At 68.8% G+C, this 18,879-nt stretch carries 18 protein-coding genes and 1 tRNA gene; 7 read left to right on the forward strand and 12 right to left on the reverse strand.

Annotated elements, in window-relative coordinates:
- The 7 genes from P6F26_RS13355 to P6F26_RS13385 all read right to left on the reverse strand — a co-directional run bounded on the left by P6F26_RS13355 (position 1) and on the right by P6F26_RS13385 (position 6,034).
- Positions 1–77: transfer RNA gene (locus P6F26_RS13355), tRNA-Pro, on the reverse strand.
- A gap of 46 nt (positions 78–123) precedes the next feature.
- Positions 124–1,128 (reverse strand): DMT family transporter, encoded by a 1,005-nt coding sequence (locus tag P6F26_RS13360; RefSeq protein ID WP_278029188.1) that lies wholly within the window; start codon positions 1,126–1,128, stop codon positions 124–126.
- 101 nt (positions 1,129–1,229) lie between these two features.
- Complete coding sequence (gene leuB / locus P6F26_RS13365) at positions 1,230–2,330, reverse strand: 3-isopropylmalate dehydrogenase (protein ID WP_278029189.1); 1,101 nt, start codon at positions 2,328–2,330, stop codon at positions 1,230–1,232.
- Positions 2,331–2,394: 64 nt separating this feature from the next.
- Entirely contained in the window at positions 2,395–3,333 is a 939-nt protein-coding gene (locus tag P6F26_RS13370; RefSeq protein WP_278029190.1) for an endonuclease/exonuclease/phosphatase family protein, read from the reverse strand.
- Between the two features lie 98 nt (positions 3,334–3,431).
- On the reverse strand, positions 3,432–4,286 hold the full coding sequence (locus P6F26_RS13375) for a hypothetical protein (RefSeq protein WP_278029191.1): 855 nt from the start codon (positions 4,284–4,286) through the stop codon (positions 3,432–3,434).
- A gap of 256 nt (positions 4,287–4,542) precedes the next feature.
- On the reverse strand, positions 4,543–5,148 hold the full coding sequence (leuD, locus tag P6F26_RS13380; RefSeq protein WP_278029192.1) for a 3-isopropylmalate dehydratase small subunit: 606 nt from the start codon (positions 5,146–5,148) through the stop codon (positions 4,543–4,545).
- A 58-nt stretch (positions 5,149–5,206) separates the two neighbouring features.
- Complete coding sequence (locus tag P6F26_RS13385; protein WP_278029193.1) at positions 5,207–6,034, reverse strand: DUF4198 domain-containing protein; 828 nt, start codon at positions 6,032–6,034, stop codon at positions 5,207–5,209.
- Between the two features lie 189 nt (positions 6,035–6,223).
- Here P6F26_RS13385 and P6F26_RS13390 point away from each other — a divergent pair, with 189 nt between their 5' ends.
- Positions 6,224–7,432 (forward strand): MFS transporter, encoded by a 1,209-nt coding sequence (locus tag P6F26_RS13390; protein ID WP_278029194.1) that lies wholly within the window; start codon positions 6,224–6,226, stop codon positions 7,430–7,432.
- 32 nt (positions 7,433–7,464) lie between these two features.
- On the opposite strand, the gene P6F26_RS13395 is transcribed toward P6F26_RS13390, so the two are convergent.
- The 3 genes from P6F26_RS13395 to P6F26_RS13405 form a co-directional block, all read right to left on the reverse strand.
- Positions 7,465–8,157 carry a THxN family PEP-CTERM protein gene (locus P6F26_RS13395; RefSeq protein WP_278029195.1) on the reverse strand — a complete coding sequence of 231 codons (693 nt, stop codon included), beginning with the start codon at positions 8,155–8,157 and terminating at the stop codon, positions 7,465–7,467.
- Between the two features lie 244 nt (positions 8,158–8,401).
- A complete protein-coding gene (leuC, locus tag P6F26_RS13400; protein WP_278029196.1) occupies positions 8,402–9,808 on the reverse strand; it encodes a 3-isopropylmalate dehydratase large subunit in 1,407 nt (468 codons plus the stop codon).
- A gap of 185 nt (positions 9,809–9,993) precedes the next feature.
- Positions 9,994–11,616: a thiamine pyrophosphate-dependent enzyme gene (locus P6F26_RS13405; protein WP_278029197.1), complete on the reverse strand. Its 1,623-nt coding sequence runs from the start codon at positions 11,614–11,616 to the stop codon at positions 9,994–9,996.
- Positions 11,617–11,669: 53 nt separating this feature from the next.
- Here P6F26_RS13405 and P6F26_RS13410 point away from each other — a divergent pair, with 53 nt between their 5' ends.
- Positions 11,670–12,212 (forward strand): NADPH-dependent FMN reductase, encoded by a 543-nt coding sequence (locus tag P6F26_RS13410; RefSeq protein WP_278029198.1) that lies wholly within the window; start codon positions 11,670–11,672, stop codon positions 12,210–12,212.
- Here the strand turns inward: P6F26_RS13410 and P6F26_RS13415 are convergent.
- Positions 12,209–13,243 carry an NAD(P)/FAD-dependent oxidoreductase gene (locus tag P6F26_RS13415; RefSeq protein WP_278029199.1) on the reverse strand — a complete coding sequence of 345 codons (1,035 nt, stop codon included), beginning with the start codon at positions 13,241–13,243 and terminating at the stop codon, positions 12,209–12,211. The genes P6F26_RS13410 and P6F26_RS13415 overlap by 4 nt on opposite strands.
- A 69-nt stretch (positions 13,244–13,312) precedes the next feature.
- On the opposite strand from P6F26_RS13415, the gene mnmC2 reads away from it, so the two are divergent.
- The gene (mnmC2, locus tag P6F26_RS13420) at positions 13,313–13,990 is read left to right on the forward strand and encodes a tRNA (5-methylaminomethyl-2-thiouridine)(34)-methyltransferase MnmC2 (protein ID WP_278029200.1); all 678 of its coding nucleotides are present in this window, start codon (positions 13,313–13,315) and stop codon (positions 13,988–13,990) included.
- On the forward strand, positions 13,987–14,862 hold the full coding sequence (locus P6F26_RS13425) for a DMT family transporter (RefSeq protein ID WP_278029201.1): 876 nt from the start codon (positions 13,987–13,989) through the stop codon (positions 14,860–14,862). The genes mnmC2 and P6F26_RS13425 overlap by 4 nt, the downstream gene beginning before the upstream one ends.
- Here P6F26_RS13425 and P6F26_RS13430 read toward each other — a convergent pair.
- Positions 14,859–16,799 carry a lytic transglycosylase domain-containing protein gene (locus P6F26_RS13430; RefSeq protein WP_278029202.1) on the reverse strand — a complete coding sequence of 647 codons (1,941 nt, stop codon included), beginning with the start codon at positions 16,797–16,799 and terminating at the stop codon, positions 14,859–14,861. The genes P6F26_RS13425 and P6F26_RS13430 overlap by 4 nt on opposite strands.
- Positions 16,800–16,937: 138 nt before the next feature.
- Here P6F26_RS13430 and dapA point away from each other — a divergent pair, with 138 nt between their 5' ends.
- The 3 genes from dapA to smpB all read left to right on the forward strand — a co-directional run bounded on the left by dapA (position 16,938) and on the right by smpB (position 18,827).
- Positions 16,938–17,810, forward strand: coding sequence for a 4-hydroxy-tetrahydrodipicolinate synthase (gene dapA / locus P6F26_RS13435; protein ID WP_278029203.1), 873 nt, complete (start codon positions 16,938–16,940; stop codon positions 17,808–17,810).
- Complete coding sequence (locus tag P6F26_RS13440) at positions 17,791–18,282, forward strand: TrmO family methyltransferase domain-containing protein (RefSeq protein ID WP_278029204.1); 492 nt, start codon at positions 17,791–17,793, stop codon at positions 18,280–18,282. The genes dapA and P6F26_RS13440 overlap by 20 nt, the downstream gene beginning before the upstream one ends.
- A 68-nt stretch (positions 18,283–18,350) precedes the next feature.
- Positions 18,351–18,827: an SsrA-binding protein SmpB gene (gene smpB, locus P6F26_RS13445; RefSeq protein WP_278029205.1), complete on the forward strand. Its 477-nt coding sequence runs from the start codon at positions 18,351–18,353 to the stop codon at positions 18,825–18,827.
- Positions 18,828–18,879: the final 52 nt, after the last annotated feature.

Genomic DNA, 18,879 nt, shown 5'->3' on the forward strand with positions numbered 1-18,879 from the left:
TGGTCGGAGTGAGAGGATTCGAACCTCCGGCCCCTGCCTCCCGAAGACAGTGCTCTACCAGGCTGAGCTACACTCCGACCGTGCCGCGCGGGATAGCGCCGGTTGCGCGGCAATGCAAGAGCGTCAATGGGCCGGATGCGTTGCGTCCGGGGCGCTTCGGTGCTGCGCTCCGCGCTGGCTGTCCGGGAGGAAGGGGGCGACCCTCGGCGCTGACGGGGATCCGATCCGCGACCGGGTGCGAAGGACGGGCGTGGTGCGCGACCGGCCGCCGCGATCCTCGCGAATGACGATGTAGATCCCCGAGGCGACGATGATCGCGGTCCCGATCACGGTCGGCGTGGAAAGCCCTTCGTCGAAGAAGACGATCCCGAAGACCGACGCCCAGATGATCTGCGAATACTGCATGGGGGCCACGGTCGCGGCGGCGGCCGCACGATAGGCGAAGATCAGGAGGTTCGTGGCCACAAGCGCGAGCGCCGCGATGACCGCCAGAAGCGCGAGGTCCTGCCCGGACATCGGCCGGTAGACGAAGGGCAACGCGAGGCCCATGACCACGAAATTCGCCATCATCGGATAGAGGATGAGGACGACCGTCCGTTCCTCCCGCCCGATCCGGCGCATGATGACGGCCCCGAATGCGCCACAGACCGCCGCCACCAGCGCCGCGACATGCCCGGGCGTGAGGGCGGTCGCGCCGGGCTGCAGAACGACGAGGACGCCGCCCAGCCCCACGAGGACCGCACCGGCGCGGCGGATGCCGACGCGCTCGCCGAGGACGGGAACGGCGATCACCGTGATCAGGAGCGGGGCGGCGAAGAGGATCGCGTAGACCTGCGCCAGGGGCAGCGCGCTGAAGGCATAGAAGGCGGAGGCGCCCGTGACGACGACCAGCGCCGTTCGGAACGCGGTCCACCACGGATGGACCGGCCGAAGGTTGCCGTGCGACGGGTCGCGCATCAGGGTGAACGTGACCATCGGAAAGCCGAAGAGAACGCTGAAGAACACGATCTGGAACGGCGACAGGCTGCCGCCCAGATACTTGATGATCACGTCATGCGTCGCGAACACGCCGAAGGCTGCAAGCGCAAGCAGGACGCCGCGAAGGTTCGCGTTCTCTCTGAGGGGCATCGGCTTTCCGGTCCTTCGAGTGTGGGCCGTTCCGGTTTCGCGGCGAAGTTAGCCGAGAATTCCTTGAGCGAACACGTCGCGCGGGCGTCCCGTGGCGCGGCTCAGCCCGCGGCGAGCTTGGCCACGATCGCGTCTCCCATCTCGGCGGTCGAGACCGGGGTCATGCCTTCCTCGCCGAGCAGGTCCGCGGTCCGCAGACCGTCGGCAAGCACCGCCTCCACCGCCTTCTCGAGGCGGTCGGCCTCGGCGCCGAGGTCGAAGGAATAGCGCAGCGCCATGGCGAAGGAGAGGATGCAGGCGATCGGGTTGGCCTTGCCCTGCCCCGCGATGTCGGGGGCCGAGCCGTGCACGGGCTCGTAGAGCGCCTTGGGGCGCCCGTTCTCCATCGGCGCGCCGAGCGAGGCCGAGGGCAGCATCCCGAGCGATCCGGTCAGCATCGCGGCGAGGTCCGAAAGCAGGTCCCCGAAGAGGTTGTCGGTCACGATCACGTCGAACTGCTTGGGCCAGCGCGTCAGCTGCATGGCGCCCGCGTCGGCATACATGTGGCTGAGTTCCACGTCGGGATACTCGGCGTCGTGCACCTCCTGGACCACCTCGCGCCAAAGGACGCCCGATTCCATGACATTGGCCTTCTCCATCGAGCAGACCTTGTTCGACCGCTTGCGCGCCAGCTCGAAAGCCGAGCGCGCGACCCGGGCGATCTCGCTTTCGGTGTAGCGCTGCGTGTTCACGCCCACGCGCTCGTTGCCTTCGGTATGGATGCCGCGCGGCTCGCCGAAGTAGACGCCCGAGGTCAGCTCGCGGATGATCATGATGTCGAGGCCGGCCACGACGTCCTTCTTCAGCGAGGAGAAATCGGCCAGCGCGTCGAAGCACTGCGCCGGGCGGAGGTTGGCATAGAGGTCCATCTCCTTGCGCAGGCGCAGAAGTCCGCGCTCGGGCTTCACCGAGAAATCGAGCACGTCGTATTTCGGGCCGCCCACGGCCCCGAGCAGGACGGCGTCGACGGCTTGCGCCCTGGCCATCGTCTCGTCCGTCAGCGGCGTGCCGTGCGCGTCGTAGGCGGCCCCGCCCACGAGGTCCTCGCTCACGTCGAAGGCGATCCCCTGCGTGCCGAACCAGTCGATGACCTTGCGCACCTCGGCCATGACCTCGGGGCCGATCCCGTCACCGGGCAGGATGAGCAGTGAACGATCGGTCATGGTCTTGGTCCCTCGCGTTGAACGGAATCTTCAACGGATCGCCTAGTCCGCCGCCCCGGAAGGGTCAAGGTCGCGTCGTTGCGCCATCCGCAAGCGACAGGTCCATCCAGACCAGCCGGTGATCCGACGCGGCGGCCGCGGTCGCCGGGGAGACGCCCATCAAGGTCCCGCCATCGGACGGCCACAGCACCCCGGAGGCGAGGACGCGCATCGTGCGAGAGGGCAGGATGTAGTCGACACGCAGATCGCCGGGCCACGGATCCTGCCAGTCGGCCGTGGCCGGGCTGCCCGACGCCCCGGCGGGGACGGCGTCCCGCAGCGCCGGGTGTCCCAGAAGCGCGCGCAGGGAGTCGCGCCGCCCCTCGCCGCGCGAGGGGTCCACGTTGAACGTCCCTGCGACCGCGAACCGCGCCGCGGTGAAAGGCGCTCCGCCCGGCGTCCAGCCGTCGAGGTAGAGCGTCCAGAACCGAAGCTCGTCCGCGTTGCGCCTGCCGTTGCGATCCTCGGGGCCGTCGAAGACCGGGGGCGAGGCGTGGCTGCCAAGCAGGTGGACCGGCCCACCCGGCGCCAGGATCTCGACATCCCACGCCCCGACCGAATGCAGCGCCAGCACGTCAAGGGCCTCGGGGGGCGTGACCTCGGCCGCAGAGGCTTCGGGAAGCGCCACCCACGGCAGGTCGGTGAAGTCCCGCACCGCGCCGACGGGATGCCGGGACAGAAGCGCCATGCCGCCGTCACCCCGGAACAGCCCGTAGCCCTGCGCGTCCCGTGCCCTGTAACTTCTTCCGTCGCCATCGAGGTCGATGCCCGTCGGACGCCCGGTGTTGGGCGCCGCCGCGAAACGGTGCGGGTAGTCGAGGCCCGCCTCAGCGAGCGCCCCGGCAAGAGCCTGCAGCGCGGCGAGGCCCACGTCGTGGTCCATGTCGAGCAGAAGGAGCACATCCGCCCTCGCCGCCACGATCACGTCGCGGGCCGCGAGCACCTGCGGATCGTCGCCCGACACGATGTCCGCCAGCAGCAGGCCGGGCCCGTCGCGGGAAAACGCGGTGTGATAGACGGCAAGGCGCAGGGTCTCTGCGAAGGCCGGGAAGGCTGGAAGCGTTACCGCGACAAGGCCGGCGAGGGCGGCCCGTCCGAGGCGATGCCGGCCGTCAGACGCGCGCGGCGCTGGCCGATCATGTCGGCGATCCGCCCCATTGCGAGGCCACGCATCAACATGCTCAGCGGGATGAACATCCACAGCGTGATTCCCCAGACCTGCGCATGTGGCGATGCAAGCAGCGCGATCTCGATGTGGTTCGCCGCCACGACGGCGACGACCGGAAGCACGAATGGCGCGAAAACCCCTAAGATCACGTTAACGAGGGAGTCGCGCCGCAACCTTTTGACGACATCTCCTCCGGTGGTCGGGTCGAAGGTCGGCAGGTTGATCCAGACGTTGAACGAGCTTCCCCGGTTCGGCCATTGGTGCAGACGGATCAGGAGCGCGAAGATGAAGATCGAGGCAAGCATCACGACGGTCGCGATGCCCGTCATGGCCTGGATCCTGTTCACGAGGGACGGGTCGAGGCCGGCCGGCAGGTGAACCTCGATCATCTGGACAGGGCTGAACGGGAAGTCGAGCGCCGTTGCCGCGAGGATGCCGAAGGCGCTGACGACGAGCGACAGGCTGGACCCGGAGGTGGGTTCGGCGTTGCCAACAAGGCTCAGCAGGAACAGCGTGACGAACAGGGTCAGGATGCGGACGCGGTTGAACGGTGGCGCGTCGCGGAATTCCACGAGACCGGGGTAGGTCGCCGCGTATTCGATGCCGACGAACAGGCCGAGTGCGAGCGCGACAAGCGTCACGACCTGCGTTCCCTCGGGACTGGTCCCTGGTATCAGAAGCGACGGCGTCGCGATCACCACGACGACGATCAGCGCACGCGCAATGGCACCTACGAGCTGGGTCAGCACAGACTCTACCTCAATCTCGAAGCCGGTTGTCCCGACTCCTTTAGTTTTTGAATCAGTCCGCCGAGTGTCCCGCTCGGTCCAAAATTACGAAAATTGGCACCGTTGCGGACGATCCGCGCCCGATTTTTGCCACAAAGCTGCCCAGATTGCCCCAGCCGCGCAAGCGTTGGGGCCGCGTGTCCGGGCACGGGGCAGCATATTGGGCACACAGGTGTGCCGCAATTGCATCAGTTGGTGAAGCCCGAGTGGAGGGCGGTCAGACCCAGGGACGCGCCTGGTCGGCCTGCGCCTCGAAACTGTCGATGGCGGCGGCCTTTTCCAGCGTCAGCCCGATATCGTCGAGCCCGTTCAGCAGGCAGTGCTTGCGGAACGGGTCGACGTCGAACGTGATCTCTCCGCCGTCCGGGCCGGTGATCATCTGGTTCTCGAGGTCGATGGTGACGACGGCGTTCGCCCCGCGCTCGGCATCGTCCATCAGCTTGTCCACGTCTTCCTGCGGGAGGACGATGGGCAGGATGCCGTTCTTGAAGCAATTGTTGAAGAAGATGTCGGCGAAGGACGGCGCGATCACGCAGCGGATGCCGAAGTCCAGAAGCGCCCACGGCGCGTGCTCGCGCGACGAGCCGCAGCCGAAGTTCTCGCCCGCCACGAGGATCTGCGCATCGCGATAGGCGGGCTTGTTCAGCACGAAATCGGCGATCTCGTTGCCATCGTCGTCATAGCGCATCTCGTCGAACAGGTTCTTGCCAAGTCCCGATCGCTTGATCGTCTTCAGGAACTGCTTGGGTATGATCATGTCGGTATCGACGTTGATCAGGGGCAGCGGCGCGGCGACGCCCGTAAGCCTGTTGAACTTTTCCATCGCGGCACTCCTTCGTCCGGCCTTCCGATAGCGCGGAGGCGCGCCGGGGGCAAGCCGCTCAGGGCGTGGTCTCGGGACGCGGGACCTCGAAGGTGAGACTGGCCCGAAGCGTGCGCCAGTGCGACCCCGGCGCTGCGCCCTCCGCCGCAGGCTCGAGGATGACGGAGGTCACGAGATACTCCATTCCCGCAGCCACCGGCAGCACGACGATGCCGTTGCCGTCGGTCTCGTAGCGCTCGAATACGGCGTCTCCGCCCTCGACCGGACGCGCGGTGACGTCGACCTGCACCGCGCGGCGCGGCGCGTCGTCCAGCCAGAACTGCACCGGAAGCACGCTGGCGAGACTGTCCGTATAGGGATTTGCGAGGGCGAGGAATTCCGCGCGCATCCCGACGCGCACGTCGGCGCCGCGCGCATGGCCGACAGCGACGAGCGACTTGGCGTAGCGCACGCAATCCTCGCGCACCGGGGCATCGGCGGGCTGCGCCGCCTCCGTCGTCTCGGCCAGGATCGCGGCCAGCCCGTTCTCCTCGGCGAAGGCGACGAAGCTCGGCCAGTCGTCCCATGTCAATCCGTATGACGTCGTCTCGTGGACGATCACCGCCAGGCCCTCGGGCAGACCCGTAGCGCTGAGCGCGGGGATGTCGCCGTTCTCGCCCTCGATATCGAACGCGCCCTCGGGGGTGATGATCTCGAAGCGCTCGATCTCCTGGCGGGCGAATTCCTGCGAGGCGCCCATGAAGCGCTGGCCCAGCCTCAGATCGGCGCGCAAGGTTTCTTCCGCCGGCCACCTGTAGGCGTGCGGCGAGATCCAGAATTCGTTCGCGAGGACGGGCCCCGCCGCAATGGACAGTGCGAGCGTCGCCGCGACCGCGAAACGAGGCATGAGACGTGTCCTTTTCCTTCCCTGAACACTCCTCTGTCCGATGGCTGGCCATGTCAATGGCATTGCGGCTCGGGTTCGCCCTTGTGCGGCCAGCGAAAAAAGCGGCCGGGCACCTGTCCGGGCGCACTGGCCAACGCCTTGAAGGGGGCATATGGGAGGGGTCAACGCGCGTCTTCGGTGGCTTCCGCAATGCTCCGTTTCCTTGCCGACAACCGGCGCTGGCTCGCCACGGGCCTGCTGCTCGCGTTCGGCTCCTCCTTCGGACAAACGTGGTTCATCTCGCTCTTCGCCGGCGAGATCCGGGCGGAATACGGCCTGAGCGACGGCGACTGGGGCCTGATCTACACCGTCGCGACACTGTCCTCGGCCGCCCTGCTGCTTGGGCGCGGCTCGTGGGCGGATACCGTGAAGCTGTCGCGCCTCGCCCCGCTGATCGCGGCCACCTTCGCGGGCGCCGCGCTGCTGATGGCGTTCGGAACCTCGGTCTGGATGCTCGGTGTCGCGGTGTTCCTGCTGCGCTTCTGCGGCCAGGGCATGTTCAGCCACATCAAGATGACGGCGATGGCGCGCTGGTTCGTCGCGACGCGTGGCCGTGCGATGGCTCTCACCAACCTCGGCTATCCGCTGGGCGAGGTGCTGCTGCCCCTGCCCGCGGTCCTCGTTCTCGGGGCGATCGGGTGGCGGGCGTCGTGGCTGGTGGTGGCGGCGGTGATCGCGCTGGTGGTGCTGCCGTCGCTGGTGCGCCTTCTGGCGCAGGACCGCGCGCCCCAGGGTACGACCGGGACCACGGGCGCGCCGGGGATCGGCGGGCTGCACTGGACCCGCCGCGAGGCCCTGCGGCACTGGCTGTTCTGGGCGTTGGCGCCGCTCATGCTGACGCCGGGTTTCATCGGAACGGTGATCTTCTTCCACCAGGTCCACATCGCCGAGGTGAAGGGCTGGAGCCTCGTGTCGATGGCGCCGGGATACCCGGCATATGCGGCCAGCACGGTCGGCATGGCCTTCGTGACGGGATGGGCGGCGGACCGGTTCGGCCCCGCCCGCCTCCTGCCGGTCATGGTCCTGCCGATGGCGCTTGGCATCGCTTTGATCGGCCCTGCGGAAACGCCGCTTGGCTGGATCGTGGCGCTGGCCATCATCGGCGTCACGCAGGGCATGAGCACGACCACATGGGGCACCTTGCTTCCGGCGATCTACGGCACGAACCACCTCGGGTCGGTGCGGTCGCTGGCCACGGCGCTGATGGTGGTCTCAACGGCGATCGGCCCGGGGCTGACCGGCGTGGCGATCGACTGGGGCATTCCGTTCCCCGATCAGGGCATCGTCATGGCGATATGGTGCGTCGCGCTCAGCGCGGGAATGGTCGCGGTCCTGCGCAAGCTGGCGCGCGAGGCGTAGCGGCGGCATCTAGCGAAGGCGATGTCGTGGGGTCAGTCGGCGCGCGACTGGCGGCGGCGCATCATCGCGAGGCCGCCGAGGCCGGCCAAGAGCATCCATCCGGCGGCAGGCAGCGGAACCGGCGTCATCGTGATCGACCCCAGAATGTCGATGCCGTTCCGCGTTCCTTCGGCCGAAAGAAACGACCCGTCCTCGAGCACGAACCCGTTGAGGATGTCGAAGTCGTCGACCGCGATCGTGTATCGCGTGTCGCCGACGCGGATCGTCTCGGTCAGGCCGCTCGCCGCGGTGACCGTGATCACGTCGGGGCAGCCAGGAGTGCAGAGGGAGTTGATCGTCTCGTCGTGGGTCAGGGAGAAGCGGGGCGCGAATGAAAAGCTGACACCGCCGATCTCGCCCGAAATCGAAATGCTGAGGTCGGTGGAGGAAAGGGCGTCGCCGCGAATGGGGGTGTTGTCGTGATAGAACGTGCCGACGCGGAACGTTCCCGGCGCCGTCGCGGTATCCCCGCCCTCGAACGCGTATCCGGCGCTGGTGTCGAATTCGCCCCAGGTGATCGTGTCGGTCCCGGCACCGGCGGCGACACTGCCGCCTTCCAGAGCCGGGTTCAGCCAGACGCCGTCCACCGTAAGGCCGTTGACCGTGATGGCGCTTGCAGCGCCTGCGCAGAACATTCCGGCCGCGACGGCGGCAGCTGCCGCGATGTTCCTCGATCTGATCGCCATCGGTTCTGCGCCCCCAATCGGTACTATACGCCCGGCACGGCACCGCCGTTCCGGTTGATTCCCGAGACGTAACACATATCCGACAAGATTTTGCCACGTTTTTCGAAGCCCGCGCCAATTGGCGGCTTCACTCCGAAACAGTTTCCGGCTCCATTCCGATCTGTTCGGAAATAGGCGACAAATGCGCGAACAGCCGCTCCGTGACGCCGGAAGCCTGCCCCGGCATCGCGGCGCGGCCGCCCGATCACATCAGTTCGCGCACATCGGTCAGGCGTCCGGTCACCGCCGCCGCCGCCGCCATCGCGGGGCTCATCAGGTGAGTGCGCCCGCCCCGTCCCTGCCGCCCCTCGAAGTTGCGGTTCGAGGTCGCCGCGCAGCGCTCGCCGGGGCTCAGCTGGTCGGGATTCATGGCGAGGCACATGGAACAACCCGCGAGGCGCCACTCGAAGCCCGCCTCCTTGAAGATGTCGGCCAGCCCCTCTTCCTCGGCCTGCGCGCGCACCAGGCCCGATCCCGGAACGACCATCGCGCGGAGGCCTTCCTTGATCTTGCGGCCCTTGAGGATCGCGGCCGCGGCGCGCAGGTCCTCGATCCGGCCGTTGGTGCAGGAACCGATGAAGACGGTGTCGATCTCGATCTCGCTGAGCGGGGTTCCCGGCTTCAGGCCCATGTAGTCGAGCGAGCGGGTCGCAGCCGAGACCTTGCCACCCTTGAAGTCCTCGGGCGCGGGCACGACCGCCGTGATCGGCAGGACGTCCTCGGGCGAGGTGCCCCAGGTCACGACCGGCGCGATGTCCTCGCCGCGAAGGGTCACGACCTTGTCCCAATGGGCGTCATCGTCGGATTGGAGCGTCTTCCACCAGTCCATCGCTGCCTCCCACTGCGCGCCCTTCGGCGCGTGGGGGCGGCCCTTGACGTAGTCGAAGGTCGTCTGGTCCGGCGCGATCAGGCCCGCGCGCGCGCCGCCCTCGATCGCCATGTTGCAGACCGTCATCCGGCCTTCCATGGACAGCGAGCGGATCGCCTCGCCGCAATACTCGATGACGTAGCCGGTTCCGCCGGCGGTGCCGGTGGCGCCGATCACCGAAAGCGTGATGTCCTTGGCGGTGACGCCGGGCGCGAGCTGGCCCGTGATCTCCACCTTCATGTTCTTCGACTTCTTCTGGATCAGCGTCTGGGTCGCCAGGACATGTTCGACCTCGGACGTGCCTATGCCGTGGGCCAGCGCCCCGAAGGCGCCGTGCGTGGCGGTGTGGCTGTCGCCGCAGACGACGGTCATGCCGGGCAGCGTCCAGCCCTGCTCGGGGCCGACGATGTGCACGATCCCCTGCCGAACGTCGCTGACCGGGTAGTAGTGGATGCCGAATTCCCGCGCGTTCGTGTCCAGCGCGGCGACCTGGATGCGGCTGTCCTCGGTCATGTTCGCGGGGTCCTCGCGGCCCGGCGTCGTCGGCACGTTGTGGTCGGGGACGGCGATCGTGCGATCCGGCGCGCGCACCGTGCGCCCGGCCATGCGCAGCCCCTCGAAGGCCTGCGGGCTTGTGACCTCGTGCACGAGATGGCGGTCGATGTAGAGAAGGCTGGTGCCGTCCTCGGCCTCGTGGACGAGGTGGGCGTCCCATATCTTGTCGTAGAGCGTCTTGCCGGTCATGGGGGTCTCTTTCGGTTCGGTCGTGTTCGGGAAACGGGACTGGTCGCGCCGCCTAGCCGAGCGGCGGCGCTGCGCGCAGCCGCCCATGGAACCTCCAGGGCAGGCGCGCGGGATCCCCGATGTCGAAAACGCCGGTCATGCCCGTGCCATATATCAACGCGGCAGGCCTTGCCAAGAAGGTGCGGCTAGAGGCTGCGGGTGGTCGAGAGCATATGCGGGTCGAGCACCAGCTCGATCAGGTGCAGGCCGCCCCTGCGCGCGGCCTCGAAGGCCTCCGCGAATTGCGCGGTCCCTGTGACGCGGTGCCCGGTGCCGCCATAGGCCGCCGCAAGCTGGACATAGTCGGGATTGAACAGGTCGGTCCCCGACACCCGGCCCGGATACTCGCGTTCCTGGTGCATCCGGATGGTGCCGTAGCGTCCGTTGTTGGCGATCACCACGCAGATGTCCGCGCCATGCTGCCGGGCGGTCGAAAGCTCCTGCAGGGTCATCTGCAGGCAGCCGTCGCCGGCAAGACAGACGACCATGCGGTCGGGGTGGCGCAGCTTCGCGGCCACGGCGGCGGGAAGGCCATAGCCCATGGAGCCCGAGGTGGGCGCAAGCTGCGTGCCGTGGCGGTGCCAGCGAAAGTAGCGGTGCAGGAAGGCCGCGTAGTTCCCGGCGCCGTTGGTCACGATCGTGTCGGGCCCGGCATTCTCGCGCATCCACGCCACGACCTGTTCCAGCTTCACCGCGCCCGGCGTTTCCTGCGGGATCTGCCATCGTTCGTAGTCGGCCCGCGCCTCGCGGGCGCCACGGTCCGGCCAGTCCTCCTCGGGGAGGACGTCGAGCAGGCGGCGCAGCACCTTGGACGGGCGCGCGGTCAGTGCGAGCGTCGCGGGATAGACCCGCGAGGCGTCGTCGTGATCGGGTCCGACCTGAACGATCGCGGGCGGACGCGCGGTATCCACCAGCGCGAAGTCCTGCGTTGTGATGTCGTTCAGCTCGGCGCCCAGAAGCAGGATGGCGTCGGCCTGCGACAGCCGGCGGCCCAGCGCGGGGTTCATGCCCACGCCAAGATCGCCCGCGTAGTTCGGGTGGTCGTTGTCCACGAAGTCCTGCCGCCGGAACGTGACGGCAAGCGGCGCGCCGAGCGCGTGGGCAAGCTCGCCCGCCCGCGCACCGTCCTCCGCTCCCCAGAGGGACCCGCCTGCCACGATCATCGGGCGCTCGGCCTCGGCCATGATGTCGAGGATGCGCGACAGCGCGGTGTCGTCGACGCCGGCCTCGGCGATGGCGGCGACGGCCGGCCCCGGCTCGGGCGCCTCGGCCGACAGCACGTCCTCGGGCAGCGCAAGCACCACGGGACCGGGCCGCCCGCTCCGCGCGAGTAGAAAGGCGCGGTCGACGTATTCCGCGATCCTGTCGGTGCGCTCGACCTCGGCGACCCACTTCACCAGCGGCCCGAACAGCGCGCGATAGTCCACTTCCTGGAACACGCCACGGTCGCGGTGCCGGAGCGGCACCTGTCCCACGAAGACGACCATGGGCGTCGCATCGTGCATCGCGACGTGCAGCCCCGAGCTTGCGTTCGTGGCCCCCGGCCCGCGCGTCACGAACAGGACGCCTGGGCGGCCCGTCAGCTTGCCATCGGCCTCGGCCATCATCGCCGCGCCGCCTTCCTGCCTGCAGACGACGTTCTGGATGTCGTGGTCATAAAGACCGTCCAGCGCGGCGAGGAAACTTTCCCCCGGAACCGAGAACACACGGTCCACGCCATGCAGCGCCAGCCTGTCCGCCAGGATTTTTCCACCATGCCGTGTGGCCATCCGATCCTCCCGCCTTACGTCCGCGTGGACGGTTTTGCTTGGAGGCTAGGGACATGTCCAGCGGAAGGCTACTTGGGATCTGCGGTTCGCTGAGGCGCGGGTCGTTCAACCGCAAGCTCATGCACGAGGCCGCGCGTCTCTACGATCCCGAGGATTTCGCCGAGGCCGACCTGAGGCTTCCCCTCTATGACGGGGACCTCGAGACCGAGCACGGCATCCCGCCCGAGGTGCAGGTGCTGGCCGACCGGATCGCAGCGGCCGACGCCGTCGTGATCGCGGGACCGGAATACAACAAGGCGCTGTCGGGCGTCCTGAAGAACGCGCTCGACTGGGTCAGCCGCACTGCGGGCAATCCCTGGCGCGACAAGCCCGTGGCGATCATGGCCGCGACGGGAGGGCGCGCGGGCGGCGAGCGCACGCAGTTCTCACTGCGGCTCGCGATGGTCCCGTTCCGCCCGCTGCTCCTGTCCGGGCCGGAGGTGCTCGTGGGGCAGGCCTCGGGCCAGTTCGACGAGGACGGGCGGCTGACGAACGAGCGCAACCTCGCCGCGCTGCGCGAGCTGATGGACGAGTTGCGCAAGGCCGCAAGCCGCTAGACGAGGCTCGCCTCGGGCCGGAACTCGGCCGGGATGCCATCGCGGCCCTCGAGAACGAGGTCGGCCATCATCTCGGCCGCGAGCGGCGCCATGCCGAAGCCGATCTTGAAGCCGCCGTTGGCGATGAACTCTCCGTCCCGCGCGGGGTGGCGCCCGAGCATCGGCGCGCGCGACCGGGTGCGCGGGCGCAGACCGGCCCAACGCTCGATCACCGGCGCGCCGCGCAACGCCGGGCAGGCCGCACATGCGCGGACAAGGACATCGTCCAGCTGCGCGTCCGTCGCCTGCGGATCGTCCCATTCGCGCTCCGAGGTGGAGCCCACGGCAACCGTTCCGTCAGCGTGCGGAACGATGTGAAGCCCGTCGGCATAGACCTGCGGCTCGTCGCCGAGGTCGAGGTCCAGAAGGGCGGCCTGCCCCTTCACGCCCGCGCCCACGATCTTCGCGCCAGCCATGCCGTTGAGCTCAAGAAGTCCCGCGACGCCGGTCGCATGTATGACGGCATCGCCGCCGCGCGTCTCCGCCGCGATCTCGACGCCCCGACCCTCCAGCGCGCGGACAAGGGCCCTCAGCGCCTGACGTGGATGCAGCCGGGCCGAAAGCGTATCGCGCACCACCAGGCCCGTCGGGCTTACGACGAGGTGGGCGAACGCGTCGGCCGGAAGCACCTCCCATGCGTGGCGACCGCCCCAAAGCTCCATCGCCGTCTCCGTGCGCGCCCTCGCAAGCTCGACCGCGCGGGCGTCGGGAAGGGGCTGAACACGCCCAGACCGCGCATAGCCGGGATCGAGGCCGGAAACCTCGGCGACGCCGCTCCAGAAGGTCTCGGCCATGACGAGGCTGCGGAACTGCATCGCCTTCTTGGTGTTCCAGTTTTCCGGAACATGCGGGGCGAGCGCCCCCACGAGGCCGCCCGACGCGCCGGCGCCCGGCCCGAAGGGATCGACCACGGCCACCTTCGCGCCCCGCGACGCACAGGCCCACGCGATGCTCAACCCGAAGATGCCCGCGCCCAGGACGACGATCCGCATTGCAACTCCCGGCGGTCTGGATGAGTGTCTCGCCGATCAGCATCCGGCCCGCGTGACCTAGACCAGACCATGACCGAAAACCAGTCGTTCCCGGATCATCCGCTGGACTGGCGCGGCGGCGTGCCGGTGTCGGGACGCTTCGACGATCCCTTCTATTCGCTCGAGGACGGGCTGGCCGAGACGCGGCACGTCTTTCTGGCAGGAAACGGCCTGCCCGGACGCTTCCGCGACGGATTTTCCATCGCCGAGCTGGGCTTCGGCACCGGTCTCAACTTCGTCGCCGCGGTGGCCGCATGGGCCGGGGCGCGCATCGACGGATGCCTTCGGTTCACCAGTTTCGAGGCCTATCCCCTGTCGCCCGAGGATGCGCGGCGCGCGCTCGACGCCTTCCCCGAGGCCGCGCCCCATGCGCCGCTGGTCGAGGCCGCCCTCGCCGGGTCCGGCCGCGCAAGCGCCGGCGGCGTGACCCTCGAGATCGTCCGGGGCGACGCGCGGGAGACCGTTCCGCGATGGACCGACATGGCCGATGCCTGGTTCCTCGACGGCTTCGCGCCCGCGCGCAACCCCGAGCTCTGGGAGGAGGGCTTGCTTTCATCCGTGGCCCGGCACACGGCGCCGGGCGGGACATGCGCCACATATTCCGCGGCGGGCGCGGTGCGGCGCGCCCTTGCCGAGGCGGGCTTCGCGGTCGAGCGCGTGCCCGGCTACGGACGCAAGCGGCACATGACGACGGGACGCCTCGGATGACCGAACAGAACCCGCGCCTCGGCATCCTGCTGATGATCGCGACCACGTTCGTCTTCGCGATGCAGGACGGGATCAGCCGCCACCTCGCGGGAGAATACAACGTCCTGATGGTCGTGATGATCCGCTACTGGTTCTTCGCCGCCTTCGTCGTCGCGGTCGCCTCCAGAAGCCGGGGCGGCCTGAGGCGGGCGGCGGCGACCGCTCAGCCCGTCCTGCAGATCGCGCGCGGCGTGCTTCTGGCCGTGGAGGTCTGCGTCATGGTGCTGGCCTTCACGCTTCTCGGCCTCGTGGAAAGCCATGCGGTCTTCGCCTGCTACCCGCTGCTTGTCGCGGCCCTGTCCGGCCCGTTCCTAGGCGAGCGGGTGGGCTGGCGCAGGTGGGCGGCCATCGCGATGGGCTTCGTCGGGGTGCTCGTGATCCTTCAGCCGGGCTTCCGCGTGTTCGAGGTCGAGGCGCTGGTGGCCCTCGCCTCGGCCTTCATGTTCGCGCTCTATGGCCTTCTGACGCGCTATGCCGCCCGCAGGGACGGCGCGGCCACAAGCTTCTTCTGGACGGGCACCGCCGGCGCGGTCGTCATGACGGCGGTGGGCGTCTGGTTCTGGGAGCCGATGATCGCGAGCGACTGGGCGTGGATGGCGCTTCTGTGCGTCACGGGCGCCCTCGGCCACTGGCTCCTGATCAAGACCTACGACGTGGCGGAGGCCAGCATCGTGCAGCCCTTCGCCTATTTCCAGCTGGTCTTCGCATCGGGCCTCGGTCTCGTGGTCTTCGGCGAGACGCTAGAGACCAACGTGGCGGCGGGCGCGGCGATCGTGGTCGCGGCCGGCCTCTTCACGTTGTGGCGCGCGCGTGTGAAGGCGGTGGCCGGCTAGCGCAGAAGCCGCTCGGTCAGGCCGATCACGGGCAGCTCTCCGGTCAGCTGGGCCTCGTAGATCGCGAGGCTTTCGGTCACACGCATGATGTAGTTGCGCGTCTCGCTGAAGGGGATGGCCTCGATCCAGTGGATGATCCCGTCGGCATCCTCGCTGCGGGGATCTCCGAAGCGCTCGATCCATTCCATCGCGCGACTGGGCCCCGCGTTGTATCCCGCTGAGACCAGCACGACGTTGCCCCCGAAGCTTTCGTTCAGCCCCGCGAGGTAGGTCGACCCCAGAAGGAGGTTGTACGCGGGATCGGCGAGAACGCGGTCCTCGTCGTAGTCGATGCCGAGCGCGGCGGCGGTGTCGCGCGCCGTCCCAGGCATCACCTGCATCAACCCCATCGCACCGGCATGGCTGACGACGGCGGGGTTGAATTCGGACTCGCGGCGCGCGATCGACAGGGCCAGCGCCGCATCCACGGGCAGTTCCCCGCGCGCAAGGTCGGTGATCGGGTAGTAGGCGCGCATGATCTCGTGCCCGCTCTGGGCCGCGCGCTTGGCGATGCCCAGGGCGATGTGCGGGCTGTCGAGGTCGAGGGCGAAATCCCCCAGCATCCCGGCTTCCTGCCGCGACAGGCTTTCCGTCAGGTGGGTCAGGAAGCGCTCGGCCAGATCGCGATCCCCGGCTTCGTATAGAAGAAGCGCGGCGTGAAAGACCCTCGACGCGGTGAACGGGGCCTGCCTCCAGTCGCCGTGATCCTCGTCGGCGAGAAAAGCGGGATCGACGGGCAGGCCACCGCGCTCGGCGGCAAGCTGGCCGTAGAAGCTCGACTGGTAGCGCGCGCCCATCGCATAGGCCTCGGCGGCGGCGTCGGGATCGCCCCGTGCCTCGTGCGCGCGGCCCAGCCAGTAGCCCGCCCGGCCCAGGGAAATCGGGCTGAGCACGGTGTCGCGGAATGCCTCGAAATGGGCCACCGCGACCTCGGGACGCCCGATGCGCAGGGCGCAGTAGCCCGCGATCCACTCAAGTTCGGCCAGGGCGGTGTCGTCTTCCCCGCGCTCCAGGAAGTGGTTCGAGGCGTAGTCGTGGCAGGTCTCGAACGCTCCCTCGCGCATCACGTCGCGGGCGAGGTCGGCACGCCGGTCGGCCCATGCGGCCGGACGGCCCAGCGCCTGCGCCGAGGTGGAGCGTTCGGCCATCAGTTCGCCCGCGGTTTCCCAGAACCCCGACCGGATGCGCCAGATGAACCGCTCGAACGCGAGGCCGGGATCGCCGGCAAGCGCCTCCGGCACCGCCGCGATCAGGTCGTCCACGCCCGAGCGCCGTTCGCGCAGGGCGAGCCGCGCCTCGGCAAGCGCGTGCCATCCCTCGGGAACAAGCGGGAACATCGCGCGCGCGCGGTCCTCGGCTCCCTCCCACAACAGGTGGTCCAGCCGCCGGACGTGGTGGTCGCCCTCGTTGAGAAGCGTCTGGAACCCCGTCCGAAGCGCCGACGCGGCCTCGCCCGACATCGTCATGCCGGTCCATGCCGCGATCGCGACCTCGTTGGCGGCCTGCGCGTTCCCGTTGGCAAGATGCGCCTGCGCCAGCGCAAGCGCGCCCATGCCCGTGCTGGGCGGCTGGTCCGCGAAATAGGCGACGATCCGGTCCGGATCCGCCCCGCGCGGGATCGAAGGTTCGCCCTGCGCGCGAAGGTAGGGCAGCCCGGGCCACTCGGGATTGCGCGCGAGAAAGTCCTCGTAATCGTCGAAATCCGCGCCGCCGCGGCGCAGGCGCGTCCATTCCACGATGTCGCGGGCGATGGGATCGTCGAGCTCGGCCTGCGCCTCGGCCGCGAGCTCGGTGTCCCCGCGCGCAAGCGCGCCCAGCGCGAGGCCGAGCGCGTCGGCGTCCGCAAGCGCGGCCGGAGGCGGCAAGACGAGGCATAGGGCAAGGCAGAGACGGCGCATCCGGACCCTCCGGGCGAGTGTTGCATCCGCCGAGGATATAGCGCACCCGGCGCCGCGCAACTCACGAACTTGGCAATTCCCGAGCCGGGGAGTAGGGTCCCGCGAAACTCCGCTCAAGGACAGGAAAGACCCCTCGCGATGTTGAAAGGTTCGATGCCAGCGCTCGTCACTCCCTTCGCCGACGGCGCCGTGGATTACGACGCGCTGAAGGCGCTGGTCGAATGGCAGATCGCGGAAGGATCGCATGGCATGGTGCCCGTCGGCACCACCGGCGAAAGCCCGACCCTGACCCATCACGAGCACGAGAGCGTGATCGAGGCCGTGGTCGCCGCGGCGGCAGGCCGCGTGCCCGTCATCGCCGGTGCGGGATCGAACAACACGGTCGAGGCGATCCGTTTCGTGGAGCACGCGAAGTCCGTCGGCGCGGACGCCGCGCTGGTCGTGACGCCCTATTACAACAAGCCGACGCAGAAGGGCATGATCGCGCATTTCAGCGCGCTGAACGAGATCGGCCTGCCGATCATCATCTACAACATCCCGCCGCGCTCGGTGGTCGACATGATCCCCTCGACGATGGGCGAGCTTGCGAAGCTTCCCAACATCGTCGGCGTCAAGGACGCGACCGGCGACCTCGCGCGGGTGCCCAAGCAGCGCATGAGCTGCGGCACGGATTTCATCCAGCTTTCGGGCGAGGACGCGACCGCCGTGGGCTTCAACGCGCAGGGCGGAACCGGCTGCATCAGCGTGACCGCGAACGTCGCGCCCCGGCTCTGCGCCGAGATGCAGGAGGCGACGCTGGCCGGCGACTTTGCGACGGCGCTGGAATATCAGGACCGCCTGATGCCGCTGCACGAGGCGATCTTCGCCGAGCCCGGCGTTTCGGGGGCGAAATACGGTCTCTCGGTGCTGGGCAAGATCTCGGACGAGGTGCGCCTTCCGCTGACCGGCCTCGAGGACACGACCAAGCAGAAGATCCAGGCCGCGATGCGTCATGCCGGGCTCATCTCCTGAGGGCGATCCGCGTCCGGGCGAAGTTGCGCTCGGCTTCGATCCGGGCGGGCGCGCCGAGGCGGGCCTGTGCTTCATCGGCCGGATCCGCTCGACCTGGGAACGGGGCACGGCGCCCAGGAACCTGCGTGCGGCGCGCGAGACCGGCGAAGGCGCCCGGATCGAGCTTCTGCCCGACTACGTGCCCGGCCTCGCGGGCCTGTCCGAGGGACAGGCGATCCAGGTGCTCTACTGGGTCGGCGGCGGCCGCCGCGACCTGATCGTGCAAAGCCCGCGCCACACCGGCGGGCCGCGCGGCGTGTTCTCGCTCAGATCGCCGGTCCGCCCCAATCCCATCGCCCTCGGCACCGTGGTGATCACGTCCCTCGACCCGGTGACGGGCGTGATCGGGATCGACGCGACGGACGCCTTCGACGGGACGCCGGTCCTCGACATCAAGCCGTGGCTCGAGACCGTGGACACGCCTCCGCGCTGACGGTCGCCAGCGCCGGCACGAATGCCGGGCCCCTCGACACTTGGCCGCCGCCCCATTATCTGCCGCTCATGTCCAAGACCGACGAGAACAGGAACTACAAGGTCGTCGCCGAGAACCGGCGCGCCCGCTTCGACTATGCCATCGAGGACGATCTCGAGGTCGGGATCGTGCTGCAGGGGTCGGAGGTGAAGTCCCTGCGCGAGGGGCAGGCCAACATCGCCGAAAGCTACGCCACCGTCGACGAGGGCGAGTTGTGGCTGGTGAACAGCTACATCGCCCCCTACGTCCAGGCCAAGACGTTCGGGCACGAGGAAAAGCGCCGCCGCAAGCTGCTCGTGTCGCGGAAGGAGCTTTCGCGGCTCTGGAACGCGACGCAGCGGCAGGGGATGACGCTCGTGCCGCTGGTGCTCTACTTCAACCACAAGGGCGTGGCGAAGATGAAGATCGGCGTCGCGAAGGGCAAGAAGGTCGCCGACAAGCGCGAGACTTCGGCCAAGCGCGACTGGAACCGCCAGAAGCAGCGCCTGCTGAAGCAGAACGGCTGAGGTCCGGCGGCAGCCACACCCTTGCGCCGCCGCGGGCAGGATCGTAGGCCTA

The organism is Roseicyclus salinarum, assembly GCF_029624655.1.
In the GTDB taxonomy this organism is placed as follows: Bacteria; Pseudomonadota; Alphaproteobacteria; order Rhodobacterales; family Rhodobacteraceae; genus Roseibacterium; species Roseibacterium salinarum.

Excerpts from the sequence above, each read along its gene's own strand:
- P6F26_RS13360 (WP_278029188.1), bottom strand. The coding sequence starts at position 1,128 with ATGCCCCTCAGAGAGAACGCGAACCTTCGCGGCGTCCTGCTTGCGCTT.
- leuB (WP_278029189.1), bottom strand. The coding sequence starts at position 2,330 with ATGACCGATCGTTCACTGCTCATCCTGCCCGGTGACGGGATCGGCCCC.
- leuD (WP_278029192.1), bottom strand. The coding sequence starts at position 5,148 with ATGGAAAAGTTCAACAGGCTTACGGGCGTCGCCGCGCCGCTGCCCCTG.
- P6F26_RS13385 (WP_278029193.1), bottom strand. The coding sequence starts at position 6,034 with ATGCCTCGTTTCGCGGTCGCGGCGACGCTCGCACTGTCCATTGCGGCG.
- P6F26_RS13390 (WP_278029194.1), top strand. The coding sequence starts at position 6,224 with ATGCTCCGTTTCCTTGCCGACAACCGGCGCTGGCTCGCCACGGGCCTG.
- P6F26_RS13395 (WP_278029195.1), bottom strand. The coding sequence starts at position 8,157 with ATGGCGATCAGATCGAGGAACATCGCGGCAGCTGCCGCCGTCGCGGCC.
- leuC (WP_278029196.1), bottom strand. The coding sequence starts at position 9,808 with ATGACCGGCAAGACGCTCTACGACAAGATATGGGACGCCCACCTCGTC.
- P6F26_RS13405 (WP_278029197.1), bottom strand. The coding sequence starts at position 11,616 with ATGGCCACACGGCATGGTGGAAAAATCCTGGCGGACAGGCTGGCGCTG.
- P6F26_RS13410 (WP_278029198.1), top strand. The coding sequence starts at position 11,670 with ATGTCCAGCGGAAGGCTACTTGGGATCTGCGGTTCGCTGAGGCGCGGG.
- P6F26_RS13415 (WP_278029199.1), bottom strand. The coding sequence starts at position 13,243 with ATGCGGATCGTCGTCCTGGGCGCGGGCATCTTCGGGTTGAGCATCGCG.
- mnmC2 (WP_278029200.1), top strand. The coding sequence starts at position 13,313 with ATGACCGAAAACCAGTCGTTCCCGGATCATCCGCTGGACTGGCGCGGC.
- P6F26_RS13425 (WP_278029201.1), top strand. The coding sequence starts at position 13,987 with ATGACCGAACAGAACCCGCGCCTCGGCATCCTGCTGATGATCGCGACC.
- P6F26_RS13430 (WP_278029202.1), bottom strand. The coding sequence starts at position 16,799 with ATGCGCCGTCTCTGCCTTGCCCTATGCCTCGTCTTGCCGCCTCCGGCC.
- dapA (WP_278029203.1), top strand. The coding sequence starts at position 16,938 with ATGTTGAAAGGTTCGATGCCAGCGCTCGTCACTCCCTTCGCCGACGGC.
- P6F26_RS13440 (WP_278029204.1), top strand. The coding sequence starts at position 17,791 with ATGCCGGGCTCATCTCCTGAGGGCGATCCGCGTCCGGGCGAAGTTGCG.
- smpB (WP_278029205.1), top strand. The coding sequence starts at position 18,351 with ATGTCCAAGACCGACGAGAACAGGAACTACAAGGTCGTCGCCGAGAAC.